Annotated in this window: 15 protein-coding genes; 7 read left to right on the forward strand and 8 right to left on the reverse strand. The window is 63.1% G+C overall.

What is annotated here, in order from left to right:
* Positions 1–222: 222 nt before the first annotated feature.
* Complete coding sequence (locus ACL9RI_RS09160; RefSeq protein ID WP_422726272.1) at positions 223–885, reverse strand: CCXG family PEP-CTERM protein; 663 nt, start codon at positions 883–885, stop codon at positions 223–225.
* A gap of 472 nt (positions 886–1357) precedes the next feature.
* Between ACL9RI_RS09160 and ACL9RI_RS09165 the strand changes: the two genes are divergently transcribed.
* A complete protein-coding gene (locus ACL9RI_RS09165) occupies positions 1358–1687 on the forward strand; it encodes an MmcQ/YjbR family DNA-binding protein (protein WP_183676104.1) in 330 nt (109 codons plus the stop codon).
* Positions 1688–1692: 5 nt separating this feature from the next.
* Here ACL9RI_RS09165 and ACL9RI_RS09170 read toward each other — a convergent pair whose 3' ends face one another.
* A complete protein-coding gene (locus ACL9RI_RS09170) occupies positions 1693–2319 on the reverse strand; it encodes a TetR/AcrR family transcriptional regulator (RefSeq protein WP_422726273.1) in 627 nt (208 codons plus the stop codon).
* A gap of 114 nt (positions 2320–2433) precedes the next feature.
* On the opposite strand from ACL9RI_RS09170, the gene ACL9RI_RS09175 reads away from it, so the two are divergent.
* The gene (locus ACL9RI_RS09175) at positions 2434–3681 is read left to right on the forward strand and encodes an MFS transporter (RefSeq protein ID WP_422726274.1); all 1248 of its coding nucleotides are present in this window, start codon (positions 2434–2436) and stop codon (positions 3679–3681) included.
* Position 3682: 1 nt separating this feature from the next.
* Here the strand turns inward: ACL9RI_RS09175 and ACL9RI_RS09180 are convergent, their stop codons facing one another.
* Entirely contained in the window at positions 3683–3985 is a 303-nt protein-coding gene (locus ACL9RI_RS09180) for a hypothetical protein (protein WP_422726275.1), read from the reverse strand.
* A gap of 60 nt (positions 3986–4045) precedes the next feature.
* Complete coding sequence (locus ACL9RI_RS09185) at positions 4046–5227, reverse strand: PQQ-dependent sugar dehydrogenase (RefSeq protein ID WP_422726276.1); 1182 nt, start codon at positions 5225–5227, stop codon at positions 4046–4048.
* A 215-nt stretch (positions 5228–5442) separates the two neighbouring features.
* Here ACL9RI_RS09185 and ACL9RI_RS09190 point away from each other — a divergent pair, with 215 nt between their 5' ends.
* Genes ACL9RI_RS09190 through ACL9RI_RS09210 form a run of 5 tightly spaced genes read left to right on the forward strand, consistent with a single transcriptional unit; the run spans position 5443 to position 13311 of the window.
* Positions 5443–6612: an efflux RND transporter periplasmic adaptor subunit gene (locus tag ACL9RI_RS09190; protein WP_422726277.1), complete on the forward strand. Its 1170-nt coding sequence runs from the start codon at positions 5443–5445 to the stop codon at positions 6610–6612.
* Between the two features lie 10 nt (positions 6613–6622).
* Positions 6623–9775 (forward strand): efflux RND transporter permease subunit, encoded by a 3153-nt coding sequence (locus ACL9RI_RS09195; RefSeq protein ID WP_422726278.1) that lies wholly within the window; start codon positions 6623–6625, stop codon positions 9773–9775.
* Complete coding sequence (locus tag ACL9RI_RS09200; RefSeq protein ID WP_422726279.1) at positions 9772–11205, forward strand: efflux transporter outer membrane subunit; 1434 nt, start codon at positions 9772–9774, stop codon at positions 11203–11205. Before ACL9RI_RS09195 ends, ACL9RI_RS09200 begins: the two co-directional genes overlap by 4 nt.
* A gap of 17 nt (positions 11206–11222) precedes the next feature.
* Complete coding sequence (locus ACL9RI_RS09205; protein ID WP_183748414.1) at positions 11223–11903, forward strand: response regulator transcription factor; 681 nt, start codon at positions 11223–11225, stop codon at positions 11901–11903.
* On the forward strand, positions 11896–13311 hold the full coding sequence (locus ACL9RI_RS09210; protein ID WP_422726280.1) for a sensor histidine kinase: 1416 nt from the start codon (positions 11896–11898) through the stop codon (positions 13309–13311). The genes ACL9RI_RS09205 and ACL9RI_RS09210 overlap by 8 nt, the downstream gene beginning before the upstream one ends.
* A 6-nt stretch (positions 13312–13317) precedes the next feature.
* Here the strand turns inward: ACL9RI_RS09210 and ispF are convergent, their stop codons facing one another.
* The 4 genes from ispF to ACL9RI_RS09230 are packed head-to-tail and all read right to left on the reverse strand — an operon-like array spanning position 13318 to position 15790.
* Complete coding sequence (gene ispF, locus ACL9RI_RS09215) at positions 13318–13812, reverse strand: 2-C-methyl-D-erythritol 2,4-cyclodiphosphate synthase (RefSeq protein ID WP_422726281.1); 495 nt, start codon at positions 13810–13812, stop codon at positions 13318–13320.
* An 8-nt stretch (positions 13813–13820) separates the two neighbouring features.
* Entirely contained in the window at positions 13821–14522 is a 702-nt protein-coding gene (ispD, locus tag ACL9RI_RS09220; RefSeq protein ID WP_422726282.1) for a 2-C-methyl-D-erythritol 4-phosphate cytidylyltransferase, read from the reverse strand.
* Between the two features lie 8 nt (positions 14523–14530).
* A complete protein-coding gene (locus ACL9RI_RS09225; protein ID WP_422726283.1) occupies positions 14531–15226 on the reverse strand; it encodes a hypothetical protein in 696 nt (231 codons plus the stop codon).
* Between the two features lie 6 nt (positions 15227–15232).
* On the reverse strand, positions 15233–15790 hold the full coding sequence (locus ACL9RI_RS09230) for an NUDIX domain-containing protein (protein ID WP_422726284.1): 558 nt from the start codon (positions 15788–15790) through the stop codon (positions 15233–15235).
* Positions 15791–15830: the final 40 nt, after the last annotated feature.

Here is a 15830-nt window from a genome sequence, read left to right on the forward strand (position 1 = left end):
TTACCCATCGCCTCGCGAATAATGCCATAAAAATAATAAAAGAGGCTGGAAAGAACATACGGGCCTGCACTCCAGCGATGCTAATCCCCGGCCGTAAATCCGATGCGATTATCCGCAAGCTACAGCTGATTTCTGCGCCTACTCTCCGCACTGGCCAGACAACAAAAAGCCCGCGCATGCAGTACTGCATGCGCGGGCTTTGTCAATCTGGAGCAGTGGCGCTCAGGCCCTGAACTGGACCGTCTGGGTGCGGCGCGCCGTAAAGCCCAGCAAGCCCAGGCCGATCAGCAGCATGGCGTAGGTCGATGGTTCCGGCACGATCGACACCAGGCCGTCGGAAGCGCCGAAACTGGTGAAGTTACCCTTCCCGTACTGGAACTGCACTTGCTGGCTGCCATCGCAGCAACCTTCCACGCCATAAATACTCAACACATGGTTGCCTGGCGCCAGGTGGACTGAAGCGCTGAGATACTGGCCGGGGTTGGCGTAGCTGCCGCCCCACACCATGTCGTTCGCCTTGAAATCCAGCGCCACGCCATCGACGAACAGCGCGCCGCCTTTGCCGAAATCGACACCGGCACGGAAATTCCAGATTCCCGCCTGGGCCGCACTGACGCCAAAATTAATGCTCGACTTGAACGCCACGTTGTCGCCGCTGCCGAACACCTTGCTATTCTTGACGTTATCGTAACTGCTGATCATGGCCGTACCGTAGCCTTTGACAGGTGCGGCAATGGCCGCGTCGACTACCTCCCGATAGGCGGCGGCACTGGCTTGCGGACCGGCTTCCGAAAAGCCGGTGGAAAACAGAATGGTGCTGGCGTTGGCATGCGCGAACGCAGCAACGGCGGTCAGGCAGAGCGCGGCTTTGAAATAATTTTTCATGATGGTATCCAATCAGGGCATGGAAGCGCCTCAGCTGGGCCACGCTATGTTGAGGCGTGTCAGCGCTGCGCTGGCAATGTCAAAGAGGATGAGCGGCCGGTGGCATGATCTCCCTTCAGAAAAACGGGGCTGCGGCGCAGAGCGCTGCATTGTCCTGGCAAGGGTTCGGGTTACCGGGACAAGATCAAACGGTTGACGGATCGGAACAAACAACGTTTGTATTCTAGCCTAATTACTTCTTAAGAAAATTATTTTTTATCATTAAATATTCTTTTGAAGCAATGTCTCCCAGCTCTGTGGACAGGCCAGGACCAGTCCGTTTTCACACCGCGCCTTGTCGTTTTTGCACCACAGGAAATGCCGCCGCTGTCACAAGATGTCTGTTTCTTTTCACACCAAGGCGCACCACGCAATGAAACAGCATGGCAAAATGGATACACGCTACGATTCGTCCGCAAGGGAGAAAGAGGAAATGGTTGATCTGGAAGAACTACGCTATCTGGCCCTGTCGTTCCCCGACACCACCGAGGAAGAGCACCATGACCGGCCCGCCTTTCGCGTCGGTGGCAAGATCTTTGCCACCCTGCCCGACGACGACCACATCAACGTGCTGCTCGATGCGGAAGCGGCGCACATCGCCACCGTCATCACGCCGTCCGGCTGTGAGAAACTATGGTGGGGCGAACGCCTGGCCGGCATTACCGTGCGCCTGGCCGATGCCGAACTGGACATGCTGGCCGTGGCCCTGACGGCAGCCTGGCGGCGCAAGGCCCCCAGCGACCTGGCGCGCAGCATCGACTGATCAGCTTACAAGGGCCAATTGCGCAGCAACAAAGCCACCATCTGGTGCAATTGCGCCCGCGACACCCCTGCCGCCGCCTGGATGGCCATGCCCTGCGACAGGGTCACCACAAAACGCGCCTGCTGTTCCGGGCACGCATCGGGCGGCAAATCCCCTTCATCCCTGGCACGCTGCAAGCGCTCGCGCAGCCTGATCTCGCCGCGCAGCCGGCGCGCAAACAATTCATCGCGGATCGGCAAGGCATCGTCGCTGCAGGCCAGCGCCGCATTGACGCCCATGCAGCCATGCGGGCCGTCCGGCGCCGTCTGCGCATCGACATACTGGGTCAGCAGCGCTTCGACCACCTGGCGCGCCGTCGGCTGTTCCAGCGCTGCATCGAAAAACTGCATGCGCGTATCGCTGTAGCGCTCCAGCGCCTTGTGGAATAACTGCTCCTTGTTGCCAAACACGGCATACAGGCTGGGCCGGTTCATGCCCATGGCGCGCGTCAATTCGGGCAGCGAACTGCCTTCATAACCTTTCTCCCAGAACACTTTCATGGCGCAATCGAGCGCCTCGTCTTCATCAAACGTGCGTGGCCGGCCTGTCTTGGCCTTGACGGTACTTGTCTCGGTTTTTTTATCTTGCTTCATAGTTTGTTTTTTACTGATCGGTAAAAAATTAATTGACAACGAGGTGCGACTTACCCGATTATATACCGACCGGTTAAAAACACCATCGCCACCCATCTGTTTCTGGAGTATGACATGCAACTACCTTCTTCCCCGACCACGCCCCCCAGCGAGGCCCCCCTCAAGGACGATACCGCACTGGGGCCGTGGCTATCCGTCTTATCGGTCGGCATCGGCGCCTTCGCCCTCGTCACTTCCGAATTCCTGCCGGTCGGCCTGCTGCCAGCGATAGCGGCCGAGATGGCCATCAGCAAGGGCCAGGCGGGGCTGATGGTCACCACACCCGGCATTATCGCCGCCTTTGCCGCCATTTTCGTCACCGTCGGTTCCGGGCGCCTGGACCGGCGCATCGTGCTGCTGGCCCTGACCGCCCTGCTGGTGGCGTCGAACCTGCTGGTGGCGCTGGCGCCCTCGTTTGGCTGGATCTTGCTGGGCCGCGCCATGCTGGGCGTGGGCGTGGGCGGTTTCTGGGCCATCGGCACGGCCATCGGGCCGCGCCTGGTATCGGTGCAACATGCGCCGCGCGCCATGTCCATCATCTTTGCCGGCGTCTCATTGGGCACGGTGGCCGGCGTGCCGGCCGGCGCGCTGGTCGGCGAACTGGTGGGCTGGCGCGTGGCCTTTGGCGCGGCCAGCGCGATTGCCGTGCTGGTGTTCATCGCGCAACTGTTCCTGCTGCCCAAGCTGCCGCCCACGCAAGCGATCAAGCTGCGCCAGTTGCCGATCATCTTCAGCATCCGCAAGGCCAGGCTGGGCCTGATCGCCACCGCCATGCTGTTTACGGGCCAGTTTGCCGCCTATACCTATATCGCGCCCTTCCTGACGCAAGTTTCGCACCTGACAGCCGGCACCATCAGCGCCATGCTGCTGGTGTATGGCGTGACCGGCTTCATTGGCAACATCATCGGCGGCTGGGCGGCCGGCCGCAGCGAACGGGCGACCCTGGCACTCACAGGCGTGCTGCTGGGCCTGGCCACCCTGGCGCTGGCCGGCTTCGGCAGCAACCAGCTGGCCGCCATGCTGATCGTCACGATCTGGGGCTTTGGTTTTGGCGCCATGCCGATCTCGGTGCAAACCTGGATGTACAAGGCGGCGCCGCACCTGATGGAAGGCAGCAGCGCCCTGTTCGTGGGCATCGTGCAAGTGTCGCTGGCAGTCGGCGCGCTGGTGGGAGGCATTTCGGTCGACCACCTGGGCCTGGTCAGCGCGATGGTGCTCGGCGGACTGTTCGCTCTCGGCTGCGCGCTGACGATCTGGATCTTTGGCAGGGAACGGGCCGGCACGCAAGCAGCCGATGGCCGCGCCTGCGAAGCCCAGGCCTAGCCTAGATACGGCCGCGCTTGAATTCGCCGAGAAACTTTTTCACGTCGGCCGGCGTCATCGGCACATCGGCGTCGCCATGATAGGCGTATAAAAAAGGCGGGCCGCCCAGGCGGTCCGTCAGCTTGGCAAACAGCAGAAAACGGCTGCCCAGCGGATAGCTGTCCAGGTCGCTCAAGCGGCGCGAACACTGCACCGACAGCTCGGGCGAAAACGCCTGCCCGGGCACGGGGCGAATTTCCACTCTGCCCCTTACTTCGCGCGATTCCACCGCCACTTGCCGGTATGCATATGTATCACGGGCCATGCCGCCACCTTTTCACAAACAAAGGCGCCATCTTAAGCGAAGACGGCGCCGGTGGTACGCTTACTGGGCAACAATGCGCAGCAAGCGGCCATTCTCTTCATCGGTCAGGGCATACAGATAACCGTCCGGCCCCTGCCTGACGTCGCGCACGCGCGCGCCGATGGCCAGCCTGTCCTGTCCCGTCACCTTGCCGTTTTCATCCAGCGCGACCCGGCGGATATCCTTCGAGGCCAGGCCGCCGCTAAATACGCTGCCGCGCCAGGCGGGGATCTTGTCGCCCGTATAAAACGCCAGGCCGGACGGCGCCGGCGACGGCACCCAGGCCACGGTCGGGTTGATCATGCCGGCCACTTCATGTTTGCCCACCGGCTCATGCGTCTGGTAATCGGCGCCATACCCCTGCAAGGGCCAGCCATAGTTGCCGCCAGCGACGATCAGGTTCAACTCATCGCCGCCGCGCGGACCATGTTCCGTGGCCCACACGCGGCCCGAGACGGGATCGCGCGCCAGGCCCTGCACATTGCGATGGCCGATCGACCACAGTTCCGGCACCGCGCCTTTGGCCGCCAGAGGGTTGCCGGAGGCAGGTTTACCTTCATCGGTCAGGCGCAGGATGGCGCCCAGGTGGGTCGCCAGGTTTTGCGCCTGCTCGCGCGCCAGGCGGTCGCCGATGCGCAGCGGCGGATTGCCGCCATCGGCCACGCTCATCAGCAAAGTGCCGTCCGGCAGCCACAGCAAACGTGAACCAAAATGCTGGCCGCCGCTCTTGTCGGTGCCCACCTTGAACAGGGTCTTGATGCCCGTCACCTGCTTGCCATCGAACACGCCTTGCACCAGGGTGGTGCGGTTGGCCTCATTCGTGCCGGTCGATACCGTCATGTAGACGCGCGGATGGGGTTTGTCCGCATCCTGCGGATGGATGGCGATATCGAGCAAGCCGCCCTGCCCGCCCGCAAACACGGCCGGCATGCCGAGCAGCGGCACGGCCTCGAATTGCTGGCCATTCAGGATATGCAAGCTGCCCTGCTTGCTGGTGACCAGCGCGCGGCCATCGCCCAGCCAGGCGATGCCCCAGGGCTGGCGCACGCCATCGGCCACGGTGACGGCTTTCCATGCCTGTTTCGCGGCAGGCGGTTCGCCGCTGGCAGCCAGCTCGGCGTGGGCCGGCAACGCCAGCGACAACAGGGCAGCCGCGATGGCGGTGGCGCGCAAGGAACGGGGGAACGGATTGTTTCGGGACATGGTTTCTCCTGTAAAAAAGCCAGTTTTATCGTATCAGCATGTTTGCCGTAAAGCCAAGTATGGCATGAGTATCAGCTGAGCATGGTTCAGCAGAACAAAACACATTCCCCGAACATTAAAAAACTTTAATCCAATGCAAAGGCTGGGGTAAGCGGGGGACAGGCATAGTGCAATGCAACAAAATCCCGTTACCACCACGACTCTGGAATGCGTCTATGCCTGCCTTGCTCCGCCTTCGCCCCGCCCTTGTTCCCTGCCTGTGCCTGACCGCGCTGGCAGCCTGCAGTCCTGCCAAAAAAACCGCCGTCAGCAGCACGCCGGAAGTGACCGTGTTGACGGTGCACCATGGCGCCGTACCGCTCAGCGTAGAATTACCGGGCCGTACCGCGCCTTTCCTGATCGCCGAAGTACGCGCCCGCGTCGATGGCGTGGTCTTGCAGCGCAGCTACACGGAAGGCGCCGATGTGCGCGCCGGCCAGGCGCTGTACCAGATCGACCCTGCGCCCTACCGCGCCACCCTGGCCAGCGCCGAAGCAGCCTTGCAAAAGGCCGAGGCCAACCTGGCCACCAACGACGCCCAGTTGACCCGCTACAAGGTACTGATCAAGGGCAACGCCATCAGCCAGCAGGCGTATGACAATGCGCTGGCGGCGCAGCTGCAATCGGCTGCCGACGTGGCCGCCGCGAAAGCGGCCACCACCACCGCCCGCATCAACCTGGGCTACACCAGCGTGGTCTCGCCGATCGCCGGGCGCAGCAGCGTGTCGCAAGTGACGCAAGGCGGTTATGTGCAGGGCGGCCCGGCCACCTTGCTGACCACCGTGCAGCAGATCGACCCGATGTACGTTGACGTGCAGCAATCGTCGGCCGAAGGCCTGGCGCTGCGCGATGCGCTCGTTTCCGGGCGCCTGAAGGCCGACGGTACAGCGCAGGCGGAAGTCAACCTGACCCTGGAAAACGGCGCCACCTACGCCCACAAGGGCACGCTGGAGTTTTCCGGCGTGACCGTCAACCCGGCCACCGGCTCGGTGACCCTGCGCGCGCGCTTCCCGAATCCGGAACACCTGCTGTTGCCGGGCATGTTCGTGCGTGCCGAAGTGGGCCAGGGCTTGCAGCAAAACGTCATGCAGATTCCTTCCTCCTCGATCACGCGCGACCCGCAAGGCCAGGCCACCGTGATGCTGGCCAATGCCGAAGGCAAGGCCGAACTGCGCACCGTGGTGGCCAACACCTTGCTGCACGGCCAGTGGCTGGTCGAGAGCGGCTTGAAGGATGGCGAACGCGTGATCATCGGCGGCACGCAAAAACTGACGCCGGGCGCCGCCGTCAAGGTATTGCCTGAAGCGGCCACGACAGCTCCAGCGGCCGCGCTGGCGCAGAAATAAGGCCGGCACCATGTCACGTTTCTTCATACGCCGCCCCATTTTCGCCATCGTCCTGTCGCTGATCCTGATGCTGGTCGGCGGCATCGCCATCTTCAAGCTGCCGGTGGAACAGTTCCCGCCCGTCTCGCCGCCGGTAGTGCAGATTGCCGCCACCTTCCCTGGCGCGTCCGCAGAAACCATGCAAAACACGGTGATCCAGGTTATCGAGCAGCAAATGAGCGGCATCGACAACCTGCTGTACATGTCGTCGATCAGCGATGACACGGGCCAGTCGACCACCACCATGACCTTCGCGCCCGGCACCGATCCGGACATCGCGCAAGTGCAGGTGCAAAACAAGCTGCAGGTGGCCACCTCGCGCCTGCCGGCCGAAGTGCAGCAGACCGGCCTGCGCGTGAGCAAATCGACCAACGATTTCCTGATCGTGGCCGGCTTTGTTTCCGACGACAACAGCATGACCAAGTTCGACATCGCCAACTATGTGGCCTCGAACGTGCAGGACCCGATCAGCCGCCTGCCCGGCGTGGGCAGCCTGACCCTGTTCGGCACCCAGTTCGCCATGCGCATCTGGCTCGACCCCGTCAAGCTGACCAGCTATGGCTTGACGCCGATCGACGTCAACCAGGCCATCGCTGCACAGAACGTACAGATTTCCGGCGGCCAGCTGGGCGGCACCCCGTCCGTGCAAGGCCAGCAACTGAGCGCCACCATCAGCGAAGCGAGCCTGCTGCGCACGCCGGACCAATTCGGCCGCATCCTGCTGAAGGTGCAGCCGGACGGTTCGCGCGTGCGCCTGTCGGACGTGGCCCGCATCGCGCTGGGCCCTGAAAACTACAATGCCGACGTGCGCTACAAGGGCAAGAGCGCCTCCGCGCTGGGTATCCAGCTGGCGCCGGGCGCCAATGCGCTGGCCACGGCCGATGTGGTGCGTTCGCGCCTGGCAGAACTGTCGCGCTTTTTCCCGCACGGCCTGCGCGTGGTGTACCCGAACGATGTGACGCCTTTCATCAAGGTCTCGATCGAGGAAGTGGTGAAAACCCTCATCGAAGGGATCGTGCTGGTGTTCCTGGTGATGTATCTGTTCCTGCAAAACGTGCGCGCCACCCTGATCCCGTCGATCACCGTGCCGGTGGTATTGCTCGGGACTTTCGGCGTGATGTCGGCAATGGGCTTTACCATCAATACCCTGTCGATGTTCGGCCTGGTGCTGGCGATCGGCTTGCTGGTCGATGACGCCATCGTGGTGGTGGAAAACGTCGAGCGGGTGATGCACGAAGACGGCTTGGGGCCGTTCGAGGCCACGCAAAAAGCCATGGGCCAGATCAGCAGCGCGCTGATCGGCGTGGCCCTGGTGCTGTGCGCCGTGTTCGTGCCGGTGGCCTTCTCCAGCGGCACGGTAGGCGCCATCTACCGCGAATTTTCGCTCACCATCGTCGCCTCGATGCTGCTGTCCGTGTTCGTTGCGCTGACCCTGACGCCGGCCCTGTGCGCCATGCTGCTCAAGCGCCCTGACCCGGAACACTATGAAAAGGGCGGCTTCTTTGGCTGGTTCAACCGATCCTTCGACGCCCGCCGCGACGGCTACCTGGGCGGCGTGGCCAGCATCGTGCGCAACAAGCGCGCGTGGCTGGCGCTGTACGTGATCATCATCGGCGTGGTGATCGCCATGTTCGTGAAACTGCCGAGCGGCTTCCTGCCGAACGAAGACCAGGGCTATATGTTCGTGCAGGTGCAGACGCCGGCCGGCAGCACGCAGGAACATACGGGCGCCGTGCTCGATGAAGTGAGCAGCTACCTGCTGAAAGACGAAGGCGCGATGGTCGATGCCACGGTGACCATCAACGGCGCCAACTCGAACGGCCGCGGCCAGAACCTGGGCCGTCTGTTCCTGCACCTGCGCCCATGGGATGAGCGCAAGGGCGAAAAACTGTCGGTCGCTGCCCTCAGCGCACGCGTCGCCGCCCACTACGCCAACTACCAGGGCGCCCTGATCACGCCGATCGAACCACCGCCGATCCGCAGCCTGGGCTCGGCATCCGGTTTCGACTTCCAGTTGCAGGACCGCGGCAACCTGGGCCACGATGCACTGGCCAAGGCGCGCGACCAGTTGCTGGAACTGGCCCGCAAGGACCCGGACCTGCTGCAAGTGCGCTACACGGGCCTGGCCGACAATCCGACCTACAAGATCGACATCGACCATGAAAAAGCGGCTGCGCTGGGTGTTTCCCTGACCGATATCGACCAGACCTTCTCGACCGCCTGGGGTTCGAAGTACATCAACAACTTCTTCGACGTCGATAACCGCATCAAGCGCGTCTACGTGCAAGCCGATGCGCAGTACCGCATGAATCCGGACGACCTGAAGCTGCTGTATGTGCGCAACAAGCAGGGCGACATGGTGCCATTCTCGGCATTTGCCACGGCCGTCTGGTCGTGGGGCGCGCCGGCCATGCAGCGTTATAACGGCGTGGAATCGGCAGAAATCCTGGGCAAGCCAGCGGTCGGCAAGAGTACCGGCCAGGCCATGGCGGCGATGGAACGGCTGGCACAGCAATTGCCACCGGGCATAGGCTACGAGTGGAGCGGCATTTCGCTGCAGGAATCGCAAGCCGGTGCGCAAGCGCCGCTGCTGTACGGCCTGTCCATCCTGGTGGTGTTTTTGAGCCTGGCGGCGCTGTATGAAAGCTGGTCGGTGCCGCTGTCGGTGATCCTGGTGGTGCCGATCGGCGTGCTCGGCGCGCTGGGCGCGGCCAGCCTGTTCGGCATGCAGAACGACGTGTACTTCCAGGTCGGCCTGTTGACCACCATCGGCCTGTCGGCCAAGAACGCGATCCTGATCGTGGAATTTGCGCGCGAATTGCAGGAACACGGCGCCACCTCGCTGACGGCCGCCATGCAGGCAGCCAAGCTGCGTCTGCGCCCGATCATCATGACCTCGATGGCCTTCGTGCTGGGCGTGCTGCCACTGGCGCTGGCCAGCGGCGCCGGCGCGGCCAGCCAGAAAGCGCTCGGTATCGGCGTGATCGGCGGCATGCTGAGCGCGACCTTCCTGGCAACTTTCATGATTCCCCTGTTTTATGTATTGGTGGCAGGCAAGTCCAAAAAGACTGCCGAGACACACGGCGCACCAGCCGCAGCAGCCGTCGAAGGAGCACCGCAATGACTTATCTGAAAACCATCGCGGCCGCCGTCAGCGCCGCCCTGCTGGCTGGCTGCAGCCTGCAGGAACCGTATGTGCGTCCCGATACGACGGCGCAGCCGGCCTACCCCACCGGTAGCGCCTATCCTGGCGCTGGCGCAACAAGCAACACGACGGCAGCAGCCGACACCGGCTGGGCCGAGTTCTTAGGCGACCCTGCCCTGCGCCGCCTGGTCGCGATCGCGCTGGAAAACAACCGCGACCTGCGCGTGGCCATGCTGCGCGTGGAACAGGCGCGGGCCCAGTTGCAACTGCAGCGCGCCGCGCTGGTGCCACAAGTAGGCCTGGCGGCCGGCAGCAGCGACAGCAAGAACAATTCGTCCAGCAGCGACGACAGCAACCGCAACCATGCGCCGCTACACACGCAAAGCGTGGCCTTGTCTGCCTCGTGGGAAGCCGATTTCTTTGGCCGTTTGCGCAGCCTGAGCGACGAAGCGCGCGAGCAATACCTGGCCACCGCCTACGCACGCCAGGCAGCGCAGATCTTGCTGGTGGCGCAAGTAAGCGAGCAATACCTGACCTTGCTGGCTGCCGGCGAACAGCTGGCCGTCAGCGATTCCACCGTGGCGGCGGCCCAGGAATCATGGCGCATCAACAAGCTGCGCTATGACACGGGCAGCGGTTCGGAAATCGACGCCACCCTGGCGCTGGGCATCCTGCAGCAGGCGCAGGCGAACCAGACGGCGCAGACGCGCCTGAAGGCGCAAGCGGAAAACGCGCTGGTATTGCTGCTGGGCCAACCCTTGCCAGCCGATCTGCCGCCACCGGTGCCGCTGCGCCAACTGACCCTGATGGCCGACGTGCCGGCCGGCCTGCCATCGGACTTGCTGCTGCGCCGCCCGGATGTGCAACAGGCCGAAGCGCAGTTGCGGGCAGAAAACGCCCATATCGGCGCGGCGCGGGCCGCCTTCTTCCCGCGCATCACCCTGACGGCGGCGGCCGGTACGGCCAGTTCCGGCCTGGGCAGCCTGTTCCAGGCCGGTTCGGGCGCCTGGACCTTCGCGCCGCAACTGCTGCTGCCCCTGTTCGACGGCGGCGCCAACCAGGCCAACCTGGACGCGGCCCGCATCGGCAAGGATATTGGCGTCGCGCAATACCAGAAAAGTGTACAGTCGGCTTTCCGCGAAGTGGCCGACGGCCTGGCCGCGCGTGGCACGTATGACAAGGAACTGGAGTCGCGCCAGCAATACAGCGATACCCAGCAACGCCGTCTGGCCCTGGCTGAGTTGCGCTACAACAATGGTATCGATGATTATCTGAGCGTACTGAGCGCCAAGACTGACCTGTACAATGCGCAAACCGCGCTCGTGACGGCGCGCCTGAACCGCTGGAACAGCATGCTGGAGCTATACCGGGCACTGGGCGGCGGCTGGCGCGAGCATAGCGCGACCTGATCAAGACGAGGCTGGCAGTGAAATTACTCTTAGTGGAAGACAACGAACGCGTTTCGCGTTTCGTCATCAAGGGCTTGAGTGAGGCGGGACACACCGTCGACCATGCCGATAATGGCCGCGACGGCATGTACCACGCCGTCAGCGCCACCTATGACGCCATCATCATGGACCGGCTGTTGCCGGGAGGAATAGATGGGCTGGTGATCGTGGAAACGCTGCGCAAGAGCGGCAACCGCGTGCCTATCCTGATCCTCAGTGCCCTCGATGGCGTGGATGACCGTATCCGTGGCTTGAAAAGCGGCGGCGACGACTATCTGATCAAGCCCTTTGCGTTTGGAGAACTGCTGGCCCGCCTCGATGCGCTGCTGCGCCGCTCGCAGGAAAAAAGCGTGGAAACGAGCTTGTCGCTGGGCGGCCTGACGATCGACCTGCTGACCCACAAGGTCATGCGGGACGGTCGCCAGCTGACCCTGCAGCCACGCGAATTCAAGCTGCTCGAATATCTGCTGCGTCACGCCAACCAGGTGGTGACCCGCACCATGCTGCTGGAAAACGTCTGGGATTACCATTTCGATCCGCAAACCAATGTGATCGACGTCCATATCAGCAAGCTGCGTCAAAAGATCGACGCAGGTTTCCCCACCCAGCTGCTGCGCACCGTGCGCAGCGCTGGCTACATGCTGAGCGATCATGCCTAGACTGCTGGCCAGACTCATACCGCGCCTGAGCCTGCCCGGCTTCTCTGCGCGCACCCTGGCCATCGGTTATGTTGCCGTCAGCCTGATCGTGCTGGCCATGTTTGCCGCCCCCCTGTGGTTCAGCTGGGCCACCAATGTGGAACAGGTGCGCACGGAGCTGCTGCAATCGGATACCCACCGCTTGCATCAGCTTTACCTGCGCAACGGTCCCGAAGCGCTGGCGGCCGCCATCAATGCGCAAACGGGCACGGTCTACCAGGGCGTGGGCAAGCTGATGCTGCTGATGGGGCCGGACGGCAAGAAAATGGCTGGCAACCTTGATGAATGGCCTGTCAACGTTCACGGCAATAGCCAGCCTTGCGCCAAGCGCATCATGATCGCTGGCCAGTATCAGAATGTAGAATTGACAAATGGCGTCTTGCCAGGCGGCTATCGGCTCTTGATTGCCAGCAGCTTGAACCGTTTTGAAAACCTGGAAGCCATCTTCATCTATGGCTTGCTGGGCTGCGCCGCCACCGTGCTGATGGTGGCCATACTGGGCGCCCTGCTGATACGGCGCGTGATGCTGAACAAGGTAGACGGCATCAGCCAGACCACCACCGCCATCATCGCCGGCAAATTGTCGCAGCGCCTGCCCGCTCCCAGCCAAGGCGACGACCTGGAAATGCTGACCCATACGGTCAATGGCATGCTGGACCAGATCGAACACCTGGTGCACAGCGTGCAGGATGTGTCGAATTCGATCGCGCACGACTTGCGCACGCCGCTGGCGGAACTGCGCACCCGGCTGGAAGAATTATCCGTCACGCGTCCGCCTGAAGCGGAAACCTATGCAGAGATCGACGCCGCCATCAACGATGTCGACCGCGTGATGGCCATCTTCAACGCGCTGCTGCGGCTGGCCGAAATCGACAGCGGCACGCGCCGTGGCGGCTTCGTCCCCGTCGACCTGGCGCGCCTGACGGCCGAAGTGGCGGAATTTTACCTGCCGGTGGCCGAGCTCAATGAAATCAGCCTCACGTTCGAGCCGCACGGCTTGCTGCAGACCGAAGGCGACCCGCTGCTGCTGGCGCAGGCGCTGGGCAACCTGGTGGAAAACGCCCTGAAATATGCGCCGGCCCATGGCCGCATCGCCATCACGGCGCAGCGCTGCAATGAGCAATTGATACAACTGACGGTGGCCGACAATGGCCCCGGCGTGCCCGAGCATGAGCGGGCGCGCGTGGTGGAACGTTTCTACCGCAGCGACAGCAGCCGCGGCACGCCGGGCGTGGGGCTGGGGCTGGCGCTCGTGTCTTCCGTGGCGCGCCTGCATTGCGGCGCTCTGGAGCTGCAAGACAACCGGCCTGGCCTGCGCGCGGTGCTCTACCTGAGCGTGCCGCGCCACGCCACGCCATCGCTAGCCTGAGCTAGCTTAAGCCGGCAGCAGCAACGCTACCGCCTCGGCCGCAATCCCCTCTTCGCGGCCCAGGTAGCCCAGCTTTTCATTGGTCTTGGCCTTGATGTTCACCTGGCCCACCGCTACCCCCAGGTCCTCGGCCACGTTGGCGCACATGGCAGCGATATGCGGCGCCATCTTCGGGCGCTGGGCAATGATGGTGGCGTCGATATTGCCCACCACATAACCGGCAGCCCGCACGCGCAGCACGGCTTCGCGCAGCAGGGTGCGCGAATCGGCGCCCTTGAATTGCGCATCCGTATCGGGGAAATGGCGGCCGATATCACCCAGCGCGGCGGCGCCAAAGATGGCGTCGGTGATCGCATGCAGCAGCACATCGGCGTCGGAATGGCCGAGCAAGCCCAGGTGATGGGGAATCTTCACGCCACCAATGATCAGGTCGCGGTGTTCAACCAGCGCGTGGCAGTCGTAACCCTGGCCGATGCGGAAAGGGAGGATGGGAGTCGTCATGGGGACTTTCAAAAAGAATGGAGTAAATACAGTTCGGCCGCCTGTATATCGCGCGGCAAGGTGACTTTCAGGTTGCGCGGGTGGCCTTCGATGAGTTTGGGCGACAGGCCCAGCGCTTCGACGGCGCTGGCGTCGTCCGTGATCGCTTGCGGGTCGGGCGCTTCGGACAGCGCGCGGCGCAGCAAGGCATACGGGAACATTTGCGGCGTCTGCGCCAGCCACAGGCCGTCGCGCGGCACGGTGGCCGCCGACAAGCTGCCGTGCCCTGCCCGTTTCACCGTATCGACCACGGGCAAGGCCAGCAAGCCGCCGGCCGGATGGTCGCCCGTTTCGGTGATCAGTTTGGCGATCAGCGCCGGCGTCAGCCCGGGCCGCGCCGCGTCATGCACCAGCACCTGGTCGTGTGCATCCAGGCTGCCCTGCAGCACTTGCAAGGCGTTCAAAATGGTCTCCATGCGCGTGGCGCCGCCACAGCGCAGGACCGTCACGCCATGATCCGGCACGACGGCGTCGATCTGCTCATCGCCGGCGCTGACCACCACATAGGTATGGCTGATCCACGAACTGGCCAAAAAGGCGTCGAGCGCGTGGCGCAGCATGGGCTTGCCGGCGATGGGCAGATATTGCTTGGGACTCGCCGCCTGCATGCGCGCGCCCACGCCGGCGGCGGGGATCAGCGCAACGTAGCGCGGTCTTGTTGTTATTGCCATTATTTTCCTTACTTGCCTGGCGGGACCTTGCCCGCCAATATATTCTGTATTTCGCCATTGCAGGCCTTGCCCAGGCGCGCATATTCCTGCGGAGAATCAATGGCTGCTTGCAACACTTCCACCTTGCGCATTTCTGCCTTGATGTAGGGCAACCAGCCCGTATCGATTTCACGCGCCAGGGCCGCCCTGGCCGTGCCGCCCGGTGCATACAAGGGGCGCGCCTCGAAGCGTTTGGCCAGCGCGGCGCGGACGATTTTTTCCACGCGCGGCAAATGCTCCATATAGGTTTTCATGTGCCGCAGCTCATGCGCCAGTATCTCATCATATGCGCAAGTGCCGGGAGCAAACTCGCGGCCGATATAAATGACCACTGGCGCATAGGTCAGTTTCACGGCGATCTGCGGCGCCACGCATTCATAGCCGCTGACGGGGTCTTGCAGCATGGGGCCAGCCAGCGCGATGGCGACCTGCGATTCCGTCTTGGTCAGGCCCAGCACCCAGGTGTTGCTGCGCGCCACGCCCTTCATCACCGTCAGCGCCTTGTACGGCAGATGCGTGTCGATGCTATAGCCGTTCTGCTGCGCCGTCAGCACCGAGACCGTCTTGCTGATGGTGTCTTCGCAACGGATCTGGAATGGCGTGCGCGCTGCCGCCTGTGCGCCCACCATGGGCAGCGCAAGAGCGATGGCGGCGAGTACGCGCATCCGCTATCAGCCCGGCTGCCAGGCGCCGCTGGTGATTTTATCGAGCCAGAAGATGCCGATCACTGTCTTGACGTCGGTGATCGTGCCGTCGCGCACCCAGTCCAGCAATTGCGGCACGGTGGCCGTAAACGTTTCCAGGAATTCGCCTTCGTCGAGCTGGCGTTCGCCGGCTACCAGGCCGCGCGCCAGGTACAGTTCCAGGTGTTCGTCGGAATACGCGATGGCGTTATGGATGGTGGACACGAATTGCCAGTCGCTGGCCGTATAACCGGTTTCTTCCAGCAATTCGCGCTGGGCGCACGCCAGATGGTCTTCGCCGGCATCGATCTTGCCAGCCGGAAATTCAATAAATACGCGGTCCAGCGGATAACGGAACTGGCGCTCCATCAGCACCGTGCCATCATCGAGCAGCGGCAGGATCACCACGGCGCCCGGATGCAAAATGAATTCGCGCGCGGTGATGCTACCGTCAGGCAAAGTCACCCGGTCGCGCTGCACTTGCAAAAAGCCGCCCTGGTAGACGATGTCGCCATCGACCTTGGTTTCTATCAAATTCGTATCCATGCGTTTCCTCAAGTTCAATAAAAAACGGCGCCCGAGGCGC

The organism is Janthinobacterium sp. Mn2066 (genome assembly GCF_049319705.1).
Classification (GTDB): Bacteria; Pseudomonadota; Gammaproteobacteria; order Burkholderiales; family Burkholderiaceae_D; genus Janthinobacterium.